Origin of the sequence: Promicromonospora sp. CA-289599, from assembly GCF_050936155.1 — a bacterium.
Lineage (GTDB): Bacteria > Actinomycetota > Actinomycetes > Actinomycetales > Cellulomonadaceae > Promicromonospora.
Genome location: NZ_JBNJNI010000001.1, coordinates 1,141,856 through 1,155,740 on the forward strand (window position 1 = coordinate 1,141,856; position 13,885 = coordinate 1,155,740).

11 protein-coding genes are annotated in these 13,885 nt (G+C 73.2%); 4 read left to right on the forward strand and 7 right to left on the reverse strand.

What is annotated here, in order from left to right:
- The first annotated feature begins 71 nt into the window (after positions 1–71).
- Positions 72–1,070 (forward strand): LacI family DNA-binding transcriptional regulator, encoded by a 999-nt coding sequence (locus ACQEVI_RS05045; RefSeq protein ID WP_432895334.1) that lies wholly within the window; start codon positions 72–74, stop codon positions 1,068–1,070.
- Here the strand turns inward: ACQEVI_RS05045 and hutI are convergent.
- From hutI to hutH, 5 genes are read right to left on the reverse strand one after another with little or no spacing between them, the layout of a single operon-like run.
- Positions 1,067–2,329 carry an imidazolonepropionase gene (gene hutI, locus ACQEVI_RS05050; protein WP_432895336.1) on the reverse strand — a complete coding sequence of 421 codons (1,263 nt, stop codon included), beginning with the start codon at positions 2,327–2,329 and terminating at the stop codon, positions 1,067–1,069. The genes ACQEVI_RS05045 and hutI overlap by 4 nt on opposite strands.
- Positions 2,326–3,738, reverse strand: coding sequence for a formimidoylglutamate deiminase (locus ACQEVI_RS05055; protein ID WP_432895338.1), 1,413 nt, complete (start codon positions 3,736–3,738; stop codon positions 2,326–2,328). Before ACQEVI_RS05055 ends, hutI begins: the two co-directional genes overlap by 4 nt.
- Positions 3,735–5,213 carry an allantoate amidohydrolase gene (locus ACQEVI_RS05060; protein ID WP_432895340.1) on the reverse strand — a complete coding sequence of 493 codons (1,479 nt, stop codon included), beginning with the start codon at positions 5,211–5,213 and terminating at the stop codon, positions 3,735–3,737. The genes ACQEVI_RS05055 and ACQEVI_RS05060 overlap by 4 nt, the downstream gene beginning before the upstream one ends.
- Positions 5,210–6,886: a urocanate hydratase gene (gene hutU, locus ACQEVI_RS05065; RefSeq protein WP_432895342.1), complete on the reverse strand. Its 1,677-nt coding sequence runs from the start codon at positions 6,884–6,886 to the stop codon at positions 5,210–5,212. Before hutU ends, ACQEVI_RS05060 begins: the two co-directional genes overlap by 4 nt.
- Before the next feature lie 54 nt (positions 6,887–6,940).
- On the reverse strand, positions 6,941–8,569 hold the full coding sequence (gene hutH / locus ACQEVI_RS05070; RefSeq protein WP_432895344.1) for a histidine ammonia-lyase: 1,629 nt from the start codon (positions 8,567–8,569) through the stop codon (positions 6,941–6,943).
- Between the two features lie 89 nt (positions 8,570–8,658).
- On the opposite strand from hutH, the gene ACQEVI_RS05075 reads away from it, so the two are divergent.
- On the forward strand, positions 8,659–9,426 hold the full coding sequence (locus ACQEVI_RS05075; protein ID WP_432895346.1) for an IclR family transcriptional regulator: 768 nt from the start codon (positions 8,659–8,661) through the stop codon (positions 9,424–9,426).
- A 3-nt stretch (positions 9,427–9,429) separates the two neighbouring features.
- On the opposite strand, the gene ACQEVI_RS05080 is transcribed toward ACQEVI_RS05075, so the two are convergent.
- Entirely contained in the window at positions 9,430–11,109 is a 1,680-nt protein-coding gene (locus ACQEVI_RS05080) for a glycosyl hydrolase family 28-related protein (RefSeq protein WP_432895348.1), read from the reverse strand.
- 132 nt (positions 11,110–11,241) lie between these two features.
- On the reverse strand, positions 11,242–11,793 hold the full coding sequence (locus tag ACQEVI_RS05085; RefSeq protein WP_432895350.1) for a small multidrug efflux protein: 552 nt from the start codon (positions 11,791–11,793) through the stop codon (positions 11,242–11,244).
- A gap of 155 nt (positions 11,794–11,948) precedes the next feature.
- Between ACQEVI_RS05085 and ACQEVI_RS05090 the strand changes: the two genes are divergently transcribed.
- Together ACQEVI_RS05090 and ACQEVI_RS05095 are read left to right on the forward strand one after the other, a co-directional pair.
- The gene (locus tag ACQEVI_RS05090; RefSeq protein ID WP_432895352.1) at positions 11,949–13,229 is read left to right on the forward strand and encodes a sensor histidine kinase; all 1,281 of its coding nucleotides are present in this window, start codon (positions 11,949–11,951) and stop codon (positions 13,227–13,229) included.
- Positions 13,226–13,828, forward strand: coding sequence for a response regulator (locus tag ACQEVI_RS05095; protein ID WP_432895354.1), 603 nt, complete (start codon positions 13,226–13,228; stop codon positions 13,826–13,828). Before ACQEVI_RS05090 ends, ACQEVI_RS05095 begins: the two co-directional genes overlap by 4 nt.
- Positions 13,829–13,885: the final 57 nt, after the last annotated feature.

Here is a 13,885-nt window from a genome sequence, read left to right on the forward strand (position 1 = left end):
ATTTTAGCGTTAAACTAGGCCAGGCCGGGGCCCTCGTCAACCCCCTCGTCCAGCCCGGGAGGCGGCAGCAGATGGTCACGATGAGCGACGTCGCCCGCGAGGCCGGCGTCTCGATGATGACCGTGTCGAACGTGCTCAACGGCCACCGCCGCGTCGTCGCGCCCACGCGCGAACGGGTCATGACCGCGGTCGAGAAGCTCGGCTACGAGGTCAACCTCACGGCGCGGCACCTCCGGTCGGGCCGTACCGACACGATCGCCCTGATCGTGCCGAGCTTCCACGACTACTTCAGCGAGGTCGCGGACCGGATCGCGCCCATCGTGGAGGCGAGCGGCCGCCACCTCGTCCTCGAGCGCACCGGCGCGCGGCCCGAGAGCGAGATCGAGTCGTTGAGCGTCGCCCGCCTGCAGATGTACGACGGCGTGGTCCTCTCCGTGGCCGGGCTGGACCGCGAGCGACTGGAGAGCGTCAGGACCAGGGCGCCGATCGTCCTCCTCGGGGAACGGGAGGTTCCCGCGCGGTTCGATCACGTCCGGCTCGCGAACGAGGAGGGCGCCCGGCTCGCCACGGCGCACATGCTCGCCCGGGGCTCGCGCAGGATCCTCGTGCTCGGCGGCGCGCCGGGCGAGACCTCGGGCATGGCCTCGTTGCGACGGGCCGGGTGGGAGGCGGCGCACCGTGCGGCGGGAGTGCCTGCCGACGGCGCGCTCGTCGTCCCCGTGACGACGTACTCGGCACGCGAGTCGCGCGAGGTGCTCGGCGGCCTCCTCGAGGCGGGCCTGCGCGTCGACGGCATCTTCGCGGTGACCGACACCGTCGCGCTCGGGGCCATGGCCGCGCTGGCCGACCGCGGGATCCGCGTCCCCGACGACGTCCAGGTGGTGGGGTTCGACGACCTGGACGTCGGGAAGTACCTGTCCCCGAGCCTCACGACGATCGACGCGAACCACGACGAGGTCGCGCGGAGCGCGATCCGCCTGCTCGAACGGCGGATGGCGGGCGCCGACGACCCGCCCGAGCGTGTGGTGGTCCCCGTCCGTCTCGTGGCGCGGGGTTCGACGCGCGTCTAGCCTGCCCGGGCACCGTCCTTCCAGACCTCGGACACCAGCGGCACGCCCGGGCGGTAGGCCAGGTAGGTGTGGCCGGGCGCGTCGAGCACGGTGAGGTCGGCGCGGGCCCCGACGCCCAGGTGACCGACGTCGTCCCGCCGGAGCGCCGCCGCGCCGCCCGCCGTCGCCGACCAGAGGGCCTCGGCGGGGCTCATCCGCATCTCGCGCACCGCGAGCGCCACGACGAACGGCATGGACGAGCTGTAGCCCGAGCCCGGGTTGCAGTCCGTGGCCAGCGCCACGGGCACGCCCGCGGCGAGCAGCCGGCGTGCGTCCGGGTAGGGCGACCGGGTGGAGAACTCGACGGCGGGCAGCAGCGTCGCGACGGTGCCGTGCCCGTCGTCGGACCCCTGCGACCCGCCGGAGCCCGCGGACCAGGACCCGGCCAGCGCGTCGACGTCGGCGTCGGTCAGGTGGGTGCAGTGGTCGACGCTCGCCGCGCCGACCTCGACCGCGAGCCGGACGCCGGGACCTGCCGACAGCTGGTTGCCGTGCACCCGGGCGCCGAGCCCTGCCCGGATGCCGGCCAGCAGCACGGCGCGGGACTCGTCCTCGTCGAACGCGGTGGGCGCTGCGGGCTCGCAGAACACGTCGACCCAGCGGGCGTGGGGCGTGCAGGCGGCGAGCATCGGCCCGGTCACGAGGGCGAGGTAGCCGGGGCGGTCGTCGGCGTACTCGGCGGGGACGGTGTGGGCGCCGAGGTAGGTCGTCTCGGGTGTGAGCTCCCGGGCGATCCGCAGCGTCCGGGCCTCGGTGGCGATGTCCTGGCCGTAGCCGCTCTTGATCTCGACGGTGGTGGTGCCCTGCGCGAGCATCTCCCGGACCAGGGCCTGGCCGCGCGCCCGCAGGGCGTCATCGCCGGCCGCGCGCGTGGCGGCGACGGTGGTGGCGATGCCGCCGCCCGTGTACGGCTCGCCGGTCATCCGCGCGGCGAACTCCGCGGACCGGTCGCCCGCGAACACCGTGTGCGAGTGGGAGTCGACGAAGCCGGGGATGACGCACCGCCCGCCGAGGTCGACCGCGACGTCCGCCGCGGGCGCCGACGCGGCGGGGCCCGTCCAGGCGATCCGGCCGTCGTCCACGACGACGGCGGCACCCGGCACGATCCCGAGGCCGTCCGCTCCCCTGAATCCCGCCCCCGTTGGTCGAGCTTGTCGAGAGCCTCCGTGCTCCGGATCGTTCGTGACCAGCTCGCCGATGTTCGTCAGCAGCACGCTCATGCTTCGCTCCTCTGCGTCATCCTGAGGGTCAGGTCCCGGCCGGCGACCGCCCAGACCTCCTCGATCGCGTCCGCGAGCATGCGCCCGACGTCCCCGGCCCGGTGCTCGCCGCCGCGCACCACCACCTCGCCGCCCGCCACGACGTCGGACACGTCGCCCGCACCCGCGACCAGCGCGACCTGGGCCGGGTCGATCCCCGCCGTGCGCACGGTGTCCAGGCGGACCGCCACCAGGTCGGCGGGCGCCCCGACGGCGATCCGCCCGGCGTCCGGCCGGCCGAGTGCGACGTGCCCGGCGGCCGTCGCCAGCTCGATCAGCGTCGCGGGCGGGAACGAGCCCCGCCGTCCCGTCGCGAGGCGTTCGTGCTCCTCGACCCCGCGTGCCTCGGCGAGCACGTCGGCGCCGACGTGCTGGTCGGTGCCGACCGAGAGCGGGCTGCCCGCCCGCAGCAGCCGCTGCCCGGGGGCGATGCCGTCGGCGAGGTCGCGCTCCGTCGTCGGGCAGAGGCAGACGCCCGTGCCCGAGGCGCCGAGCAGGGTCACGTCGTCGTCGGTCAGGTGTACCGCGTGCACGGCGGTGGTGCCGGGGCCGAGCGCTCCGGCATCGTGCAGCAGGCGCGTGGGCGTGCCGCCGAAGGCCGCGAGCGCGGCCTCGTTCTCCCCGGGCTGCTCGGACAGGTGCACGTGCAGCGGCGCCCCGGCCTGCCGTGCCCAGCGAGCCAGCTCCGCGAGCTCCGGCGGCGCGACGGCGCGCACCGAGTGGGCCGCGGCGCCGACGAGCACGCGGTCGTCGCCTGCCCAGGCGGCGCGGAGCGCGTCGACGCGGCGCGCCCACGCCGCGACCGTGCCGTCGCCGAAGCGCAGCTGCTCGGGTGCGAGCGGCTCGTGGCCGGCGGGGCCGAGGCCGCCGTGCAGGTAGCAGGTATCGAGCAGGGTGAGGCGCACCCCGGCGTCCCGGGCCGCGGAGCGCAGGGCCTCGGCCATGGCGTTCGGGCCGCCCTCGGCTGCCGGGTGCGGCGTCCCGTCGGCGCGGTGGTGCACGTAGTGGAACTCGCCGACGGCGGTGGTCCCGCCCAGCGCCATCTCCGCGTACACGGCGCGTGCCAGCCGCTCGTACAGCTCCGGGGTCAGGGCCGTGGCCAGCGCGTACATGCCGGAGCGCCAGGTCCAGAACGACCCGCCGTCGGCGTGCGTCCGCCCGCGCAGGGCACGGTGGAACGCGTGCGAGTGCGCGTTGGCCAGCCCGGGCAGCACGACGCCGCCCAGCCGCACGTCGCCGTCCGACGCCGGCACCCCCGCCTCGACGCCGGCGAACCGGCCGCCGTCGACCTCCACCCGCACGGACTCGGCGACGCGCCCCGCCGCCCCGCCGTCGCCGGGTACCCACGCCCGCTCGCACCAGAACCTCATCGGGCGCCCCCGTCGGTGTCCCCGGGTGATCGGTAGGACGTCAGGTCATCGGCATTCCGGGGTGCCGACCAACTGACATCCTGCCGACCACTCGGGGCGGTGAGCAGGTCTGCCAGGACCGCCGTGAGCGCGGCCACGCCCGCGTCGCAGTCGGTCTCCTCCGCGCGCTCGGCCGGTGAGTGCGAGATGCCTGTCGGGTTGCGCACGAACAGCATCGCGGTCGGCACGCGGGCGGCGGCGAAGATCCCGGCGTCGTGCCCGGCACCGGTCCCGATCACGGGTGCGGGCAGGTCGGAACCAGGCCGCCCGACGACGTCGGCGAGCCGCGCCGCGAGCGCCGGATCGAACACGGTGGCGGGCGTCCACGACTCCTCAACAGGCCGCCACGGAGCAAGCCCTCCGCCGAGTGCAGAGTTGGTTGCGGTTCCGGGCCCTGAAACCGCAACCAGGTCTGCAGTCGGGTCCGGCGCTACCAGGTCTGCAGTCGGCGGGGTGCCCAGGACCGCTCGGACCGCGTCCTCCGTCTCCGCGCGGGCGTCGATCCAGGCGCGGACCCGGGACGGGATCGCGTTGACGCCGTTCGGCTCGACCTGGACCTTGGCCAGCGTCGCGAGCGCCCCGGCGTGCTCGGCGGCGGCGCGGACGTCGGTGATGAGCCGCGCGAGGTCGAGCATCGGGTCGTGGCGGTGGGCCAGCGGCGTCGTGCCGGCGTGGTTCGCCTCGCCCGCGAGGTCGACGCGCCAGCGGCCGTGCGGCCAGATGGCGGCGCCGACGGCGACCGGCGCGGCCTCGTCCACGGGCAGGTCAGCGAGGTAGCGCCCCTGTTCCACGTGGAGCTCGACGAAGACGCCGACCCGCGCGAGGGCTTCGTCGTCGCGCCCGTAGTGCTCCAGCGGCACGCCCCCTGCGCCGGTGGTCGAGCCCGTCGAGACCCGCCCCAGCACATCCGCGAGGCTGTCCCCCGCGCCGTCCCGCAGCGCGAGCAGCTTCTCGGCGGCGACCGTCCCGGTCACCGCACGCGAGCCGAGGCAGGCGAGCCCGAACCGGGCGCCCTCCTCGTCGGAGAAGTTCACGATCCCGAGCGGCCGCTCCGGGCGCACACCCGCGGCACGCAAGGCGTCGAGCGCCGCGAACGCGCTCGCCACCCCGAGCGGGCCGTCGAACGCGCCGCCGCCGGGCACCGAGTCGAGGTGGCTGCCGGTCACGACTCCGGGCCCGTCGGCGTCGGGGTCGCCCCACCACGCCCACTGGTTCCCGGCGCGGTCCGTGACCAGGTCCAGGCCGCGCGCGGACGCCTCGGCGGCGAACCACTCGCGCAGGGCCAGGTCGTGCGCGGTCCAGGCGAACCGCTCGTACCCGCCGGACGGCGCCCGCCCGACGTCGGCGATCGCGTCGAGCAGCCGCCCCACCGACGTCGTCCCGCCGAGCGTCGTCCCGCCGAGCGCCGCCTCACCGACCGCGCCAGGACCCGTCACGGCGTCTCCCGCATCGGCACGCGGAGCCCGCCGCGCTCGGCGGCCGCCACCGCGTCGTCGTACCCGGCGTCGACGTGCCGCAGCACGCCGGTCGCGGGGTCGTTCGCGAGCACGCGGGCGAGCTTCTCGGCGGCCAGCGGCGTGCCGTCGGCCACCGAGACCTGGCCGGAGTGCAGCGACCGGCCCATGCCCACACCGCCCCCGTGGTGGATCGAGACCCAGGTCGCACCCGAGGCTGTGTTCATCAGGGCGTTCAGCAGCGGCCAGTCGGCGATCGCGTCGGAGCCGTCCGCCATCGACTCGGTCTCGCGGTACGGGGAGGCGACGGACCCGGAGTCGAGGTGGTCGCGCCCGATGGCCAGCGGCGCGGAGATCTCGCCGGACGCGACGAGCTCGTTGAACCGCACCCCCGCGACGTCCCGCTCGCCGTGCCCGAGCCAGCAGATCCGGGCGGGCAGGCCCTGGTACGCGACCCGGTCCTGGGCCGCGCGGATCCAGCGGCCCAGGTGGTCGTTGTCGGGGAAGAGGTCGAGCACCGCCTTGTCGGTCACGGCGATGTCGCGCGGGTCCCCGGACAGCGCGGCCCAGCGGAACGGACCCTTGCCCTCCGCGAACAGCGGGCGGATGTAGGCAGGCACGAACCCCGGGAAGTCGAACGCGCGGTCGTACCCGCCCTGGCGGGCCTCGTCGCGGATCGAGTTGCCGTAGTCGAACACCTCGGCGCCCGCGTCCTGAAAGCCGACCATCGCCTCGACGTGCCGGGCCATCGACTCCCGCGCCCGGTCCGTGAACCCCGCCGGGTCCTTCTCGGCCTCAGCGGCCCAGTCCTCCAGCGCGACGCCGGACGGCAGGTACGACAGCGGGTCGTGCGCGGAGGTCTGGTCGGTGACGATGTCGATGTCGACACCCCGGCGCAGCAGCTCGGGGACGACGTCGGCGGAGTTGCCGACCACGCCCACCGACAGCGCGCGGCGCTCCTTCTTGGCCGCGAGCGCCAGCGCGACGCCCTCGTCCAGCGACGACGCGACCACGTCGAGGTAGCGGGACTCGACGCGCCGGTGCAGACGCGCCGGGTCGACGTCGACCACGAGGCAGACGCCACCGTTGAGCGTGACGGCCAGCGGCTGGGCACCGCCCATGCCGCCGCAGCCGCCGGTCAGGGTGAGCGTCCCGGCCAGCGTGCCGCCGAACTTCTTGGCGGCGACCGCCGCCAGCGTCTCGTACGTGCCCTGCAGGATCCCCTGCGAGCCGATGTAGATCCACGACCCCGCGGTCATCTGCCCGTACATGGTCAGGCCGAGCTGCTCCAGGCGCCGGAACTCGGGCCAGCTCGCCCAGTCCCCCACGAGGTTCGAGTTGGCGATGAGCACGCGCGGCGCCCACTCGTGCGTCCGCAGCACGCCCACGGGGCGGCCGGACTGCACCATCAGCGTCTCGTCCTCGCGCAGGTCCGTCAGCGAGCGCACGATCGCGTGGTAGCTCGGCCAGTCGCGCGCGGCGCGGCCGGTGCCGCCGTAGACGACCAGGTCGTCGGGCCGCTCGGCGACCTCGGGGTCGAGGTTGTTCATGAGCATGCGCAGCGGGGCCTCGGTCTGCCAGCTGCGGGCGGTCAGGGTGGTGCCGCGCGCGGCGCGGACAGCGACGGGGGTGCCCCGGTCGTACGGCTGGTTCATGTCTGCTCCAGTTCGGTGTCGGTCGGACTGCCGGTCGGGCTGTCGGTCGAGGCGTCAGTCGAGCTGTCCGACGGCGGACGCGGCTGCCGCCGTGATCTGGCCGGTCGCCACGAGCTGGACCACGTGCTCGATCTCCGGGGCCAGGTAGCGGTCCGGTCCGGGACCGGGCACGACGGCGCGGACGACGTCGTGCACCGCGCCCGTGCCCGCCGCGGGAGCCTCCGCACGGAAGTCGAGGGCGCGCGTGGCCGTCAGCACCTCGACGGCCAGCACGCGGGTGAGCCCGTCGACGGAGCGGCGGAGCTTGCGCGCACCCGACCAGCCCATGGACACGTGGTCCTCCTGCATCGCGGAGCTCGGGATCGAGTCCACGCTCGCCGGTGCGGCCAGGCGCTTCATCTCCGAGACGATCCCGGCGGCCGTGTACTGGGCGATCATGTGCCCGGAGTCGACGCCGGGATCGTGCGCGAGGAACGCGGGGAGCCCCTCGGAGCGGGACACGTCGAGGAACCGGTCCGTGCGCCGCTCGCTCATGCTCGCGAGGTCCGCGGCCGCGATGGCGAGGAAGTCCAGCACGTAGGCGACGGGCGCCCCGTGGAAGTTGCCGTTCGACTCGACGCGCCCGTCGGCCGTGACCACCGGGTTGTCGATCGCGGAGGCCAGCTCCCGGCCCGCGACCGTGGCGGCGTGCTCCAGGGTGTCGCGGGCGGCGCCGTGCACCTGGGGCGCGCAGCGCAGGGAATAGGCGTCCTGGACGCGGGTGCACGCGGGGTTTCCGGCGTCGTCCAGCTCGCGGTGGCTCGCCATGACCGGCGATCCCGCCAGGATCCGGCGCAGGTTCGACGCCGACGCCGCCTGGCCCGGGTGCGGGCGCATACCGACCAGGTCCTCGGCGAACGGTGCGTCCGACCCGAGGAGGGCCTCGACGCTGAGCCCGGCGGCGACGTCCGCCGTCGTGAGGAGACGCCGCAGGTCGTGGAGTGCGAGGCAGAGCATGCCGAGCATCCCGTCGGTGCCGTTGATGAGGGCGAGGCCCTCCTTCTCGGCAAGCGCGAGGGGCGCGATCCCGGCCGCGGCAAGCGCCTCGGCGGCTTCGACGGTCCCGTTGGTCGAGCCTGTCGGGACCACCCGCACCCGTCCCTCCCCCATCGCGGCAAGCGCGACGTGCGCGAGCGGCGCGAGGTCCCCCGAGCACCCGAGCGACCCGTACTCGTGCACCACCGGCGTGATCCCGGCGTTGAGCATCGCGGCGTAGGTCCGCGCCGTCACGGGCCGCGCCCCCGTATGACCGGTGACCAGCGTGGCGAGCCGCAGGAGCTGCAGCGCCCGCACCACCTCGGTCTCGACCTCGGGCCCTGACCCGGCCGCGTGCGACCGCACCAGGCTGAGCTGGAGCTGGGCGCGCATCTGAGTGGGGATGTGCCGGCGGGCCAGCGCCCCGAAGCCGGTGGAGACGCCGTAGTGCGGCACGGTGTCGTGCGCCAGGTCGTCGATGACAGCGCGACTGGTCGCCATCCGCGCCAGCGCTGTCTCGTGGATCTCGACGGACGCGCCGTGGCGGGCGACGGCGACCACCTGGTCGACGGTCAGCGGCGTGCCGTCGAGGACGACGTGCTCGGGCAGGTCGGGGGCAGCCGCCGCATGGGTGGTCGGCGTCGGCCCCTCGTGGTGCAGGGTGCTCATGCGCTCATAGAACCCCGCCGCGAGCCCCGTGGCGCGGGCTGGAGCGGCGATAGGGTCTGGGATACCAGACAGTTCACGGGGAGGAAACAGTGGCCGGCAGCAGCACGGTTCCCGCCGCCCGCACGACGGCCCGCCTGCTCAGCTTTCTCGCGGCGCAGACAGGGCCGGTGCCCGCGGGCGCCATCGCGCACGGCATCGGGGTGCCCCGCTCCAGCGTCTACCACCTGCTGTCCGTGCTGCGGGACGAGGGCTTCGTGCGGCATTTCCCCGACGAGCGCCGCTACGGCCTGGGCGTGGCCGCCCTCGGCCTGGGCAGCGCGTACAGCCGGCAGGCGCCGCTCACGCGCCTGGCCGCTCCCGTGGTGGCCCGCCTGGTGGAGGCCGCCGGCGAGAACGGGCACCTCGCGGTGCTCAACGGCCGGGAGGTCCTCTACCTGGTGGAGCAGCGGGCGGCAGGCCGCCCACCCCTGGTGACCGACGTCGACGTCCACCTCCCGAGCCACCTCACCGCCAGCGGACGGGCCGTGCTCGCGCTGCTGCCCCCGGCGCAGGTGCGGGCGCTGTACCCGACGCCGGGGTCGTTCACCGACCTGACCGGTGCCGGCCCGCGCACGCTGCGGGAGCTACGGACGGTGCTGCGGGAGGCCCGCGCCCGCGGCTTCGCCGTGGAGGACGGCGAGGTGTCCGTCGGTTTCGCGTCCGTCGCGGCCGCGGTGGTGGACCACACGGGACGGCCCGTGGCAGGGCTGGCGGTGACGTTCCGCTCGGAGGCCTACGACGACGCCGGGCGGGCCGGTCTCGCGGAGCGGGCAGCTCACGCGGCACAGGAGGTCAGCCGGAGACTGGGGGCGCGGTGAGGCTCATGGCACCGGCACCACCACGTTGGCTGAGTTGACGAACCAGTTTCCGTGCACGGCGGCCTTCCCTCCGAGCTGGATGTACGTCGATCCGCGAAGGCCCCACCCTCGGTTGTCCCCGACAACACCCGACCTGATCGGCGCGCCGACCTCGACCGCCACGCGGAAGTCGTGCCCGGAAGGATTCGAGAAGGTGCAACCCAGCACGACAAAACCTGCAGTAGGAACTTCCGTGCCACCCCACTTGATACCGAACGCCTCCTCTCCCGCCCGGCCACAGTCAGTGAGCCGGCAGTTCTCTACCCGCAGACCGTCGCTTCCGTATGTCCCACGGACCCCATGAGATGCCGGTGAGTCGATCGCGCTGTTGACGATGCGGGCGTTCTTGTGACCTTCACGCACGAGAATTCCGTACCGCCCGGCCCGTTCAACGGTGCACGAGTCGACCACACATTCGCGCCCCATCGTTCCACCGGACGAGATGTTGAAGCCCTCGAGCTTCGACATCACCGAGCGGCACCCGCGGAACACGGTGTAACGAGCGCGGGTGCTGAAGGAGTAGGACCAGTTGCGAAACGCCGAGCAGTCCGAGAACGTGATGTACTCGCCGGCGCCGTGGGTGTCGAACGACGCGTTCGTCGTGTCGTACGCGTGGCAGTCGCTGATCGTGATGAACCGAGGAATGCCGCCGATGTCGTGGCCGTTCGTGGTGACGGCGTGACGCACTCTTTCGAAATGGCAACCGCTGATGGTGCTGTTCTGGACGGCTCCCCCCAGATTCACGCCGTATCCGTAGCGGCCATTCTCTCCGTCGTCCGTGAGGTCGTGCATGAAGCAGTCGCGTACACGCACGTTGTGGCACGTGTTCAAGGACAGCCCGGCACCATCGAACCCGACGAACTCAACGTCACGCACCAGGCTGTTCGTCGCGCACACCATCGAGATGCCATGGTTCTTGCCCTCTGTGGGCCTGGCCCATCGCATGGTCAACGACTCGACCACGATGTCCTTCTGCATCGGCAGTCGTGTCACTCTTGCCGACGACGACGTCGCATACGCCTGCCAACCACCGGCGGGCGCCGGAACGCCGATCACTGGTTTCACCAGCTTTATCGTGCCGGCAGGCTCCACCGATGCGACCTGAACCATCTCGCCCGCGATACGCGACGCATAGTTGGTGTCGTAGACCGTGCTATCGGTCAGCAGCAGCCAGTCGCCGGCGGATATGTCCGCACTCGACGCGACGGCGAGCGTCTCTGACTCCGGCGCCGCGTCAGCGGACAACACCGTGGTGTGGGTCTTGGGTATGGGCTGTCCGGCGATCAGCAGCCCGCCGGTGGTGTTGGCCATCAACAGCGTGGTCTTGCCCTGGCCGTCGCCGCGCAGCGTGACCCCGGAGGTGATCACTAGCCCTCCGCACAGGTACTCGCCAGCAGGGACGTAGACGATCCCACCGCTGCCGACGGCGGCGATTGCTGCCCTTATTGCGCCGGTGTCGTTCGTGACGCCGTCGCCTACGGCACCGTGGTCGCGGACGTTGACGACATGCTCGCTCTGGGCGGCAGCTTCCGACCCGGCCACTGGTGCGTTGGTCAGCTCGGTCGCTGCGGCCGGCCGTTCGTGCATCAGCGGGACCGGCGTCAGCAGGGCCGCGGACAGCATGCCCCGTCGTGAGATCTCCACGTCTTGAACCTCTCTGACCTGGCCCTGGAGGGCCTGAGGACACGGGGATGCTATCGGATCAGCTCGGACGAATCGGATAGGGCTGCGAGTGAACCGTCAGCCCCGCTCGGCGACGAACCACTGACTGGGTGCTCAGCCGACGGCGTTGATGACGCCGCTGATGATGAGCGCCGTGAGCGTGGTCCAGGCGACGATCGCGAGCGCCTGCCAGATCAGGATGCGGGTCTTGCCGATGCCGGAGGCTGCGAGCATGGTGGCCGTGAAGTGGGTGGGCAGCAGGAGCGGGCCGAGGAGGCTCACGCCGGGGACGCCGTAGCGCTCGTAGGCGCGCTGGAACTTGGCCTTGCGCGTGGCGCTCCGCGAGCCGTCCTCGGCGGGCGCGGTCATCAGGATGGTCTCGCCATCGGCCGACGCTCCGGCACGTGCGGCGACCTTCGCCCGTTGCCGCGTCACGACGGCGTTGCGGGCACCGGAGCTGAGCAGCACGAGTGCGGCCACGCAGAGGAAGTTGCCGAGGGCCGCCGCAATGGCGGCGACGACGGGGTTGATGCCGCCGATGATGCCGATCGCGACGCCGCCCTCACCCTCGATGAAGGGGATCGCTCCGGCGGCCGCGACGATGACCGGCTGAAGCAGCTCGGGCACCTGTGCGACGAGGTCCTGGAGGGTTTCGATGAGGCTCATGGTGTGCTCCTGTCGGTGCGGGCTTCGGGGTGTCCCCCGGTACTGACCCCAGTCCACAGGTTGGGAGCGCAGCCCAGAAGTGCCTGGCTGTCACCGCTTCCCGGGTCCTTCGCACACGGCATCCATGACATGTGTCATGGCCGTAACCTGGCCGGATGAGCAGCCAGCCAGAGTCCGCGGCCGCCGTATCGGCGGCAGTGGAAGCCCGCAGCGCACTGCGGCTCACCCGGAGCATCAGCGTCACCTGGTGGTATGTCTCTTCCAGCGTCGTGTTCTTCGAGCTGGCGATCGTCGTGTTCGCGGTGGCCGCCGTCGTCGAAGCGGACGCGGGCAACGTCGCGCGCGCCACCGCCGGTGTCACCGCGTTGCTGTGGTGGCTCGCGACGTTGCTGCCGCTGTTCGAGTACCGCCGCCGCACGACCGCTCCAGCGCTCGTGATCTGGCGACACCACCTCGCGCCGTTCCTGGCCGCCACGGTCTTCGGGCTCGTGGCGGGGCTCATCACCGGGCAGTGGGTGGCAGGCGTCCTGCCGCTGATCCAGGTACTCATGCTGCTGAACTGGCCACCTGGGGTGCGCCTGCGCATGGTGCTGGCCGCGACCGCTCTGCTCGTCGCACTGGCGGTGATCGACTTCCGCCTTGCCTCCGGGGAGAGCATGAGCGCGAGCGGGTTCCAGCTGAGCGTCTTCGCCGTCATGCTCCCGGCCGTCACCGTCTCGTCGCTGTGGTGGTGGGACGTGCTGGTCGCGCTCGACCGGGCCCGCACCTCGGAGGCGAAGCTCGCCGCGACCCAGGAACGGCTCCGCCTGGCCACCGACGTGCACGACCTGCAGGGCCACCACCTCCAGGTCATCGCCCTGCAGCTCGAGCTCGCCGAACGGCTCATGCCCCGCGACCCGGACGCGGGCATGGAACAGCTGCGCGCCGCCCGCGCCAGCGTCGACGACGCCCGGCAGGGCACCCGCGACCTCGCCACCCGCTTCCGGTCCGTGCCCCTGAGCGACGAGCTGGCCAACGCCGTCGACCTGCTGCGGGCGGCGGGTACCAGGGTCGAGGCCACGGTGGCCCCTGACGCGTCGTTGGCACCGGCGTCCGCGCTCGGGCCGGTCATCCGCGAGACGACGACGAACGTGCTGCGCCACGGCGGCGGCAAGTGGGCGAGCCTGTCCCTGACCCGTACGGACGGGTCGTGGCGCTACGAGATCGCCAACGACATCACCACCGACGCCCCCGAGAACGGCGACGGTGCAGGGCTGGACGGGATAGCGCGCCGGGCGGCCGAGGCCGACGGAACCCTCGAGGTGCACCGCGAGGACCACACGTTCACCGTGGTCGTCACGGTTTCCGCCGAAGACCCTGCGGATGTCCGTGCGAATGCCCGTGCCGATACCCCCGCCGAAAGCACTGCCGAGAACGAGAAGAAGGTTGCCGGATGATCCGTGTGCTGCTCGCCGACGACGAGGGCATGATCCGCTCCGCGCTGGCCGCCCTGCTCCGCCTGGAACCGGACATCGAGGTCGTCGCGGAGTGCGCCGACGGCGCCGAGGCGGTCGCCACCGCGGAACGCGTGCGGCCGGACGTCTGCCTGCTCGACCTGGAGATGCCCCACCTGGACGGCGTGCAGGTCACCGAACGCCTCAACCGCACGCTGGCGACCCGGTGCGTCATCGTCACCCGCCACGCCCGGCCCGGCGTCCTGCGGCGGGCGCTGGCCTCGGGAGCCGCCGGATTCCTGCCGAAGTCCCGCTCCGCGGACGAGGTGGCGGCAGTGATCCGCCGCGTCGCGGCCGGTGGGCGCTACGTCGACCCGGAGATCGCCGCGGACGCGCTCAGCGACGAGCGCTCACCGCTGACCGACCGCGAGCTCGACGTCCTGCGCGCCGGCCGGCGCGGCGAGACGACCGGCCAGATCGCCCGCACCCTCTCCCTCGCGCCCGGCACCGTGCGGAACCACATCTCGGCCGTGCTGGGCAAGCTCGCGGTGGACTCCCGGCAGCAGGCGGTGCTCCTCGCGGAGGAACGCGGCTGGATCTGATCCCGCTGCGCTGAGCAGCGCTGAGCAGCGCTGCGCTGACCATCGCTGCTGAGAGCA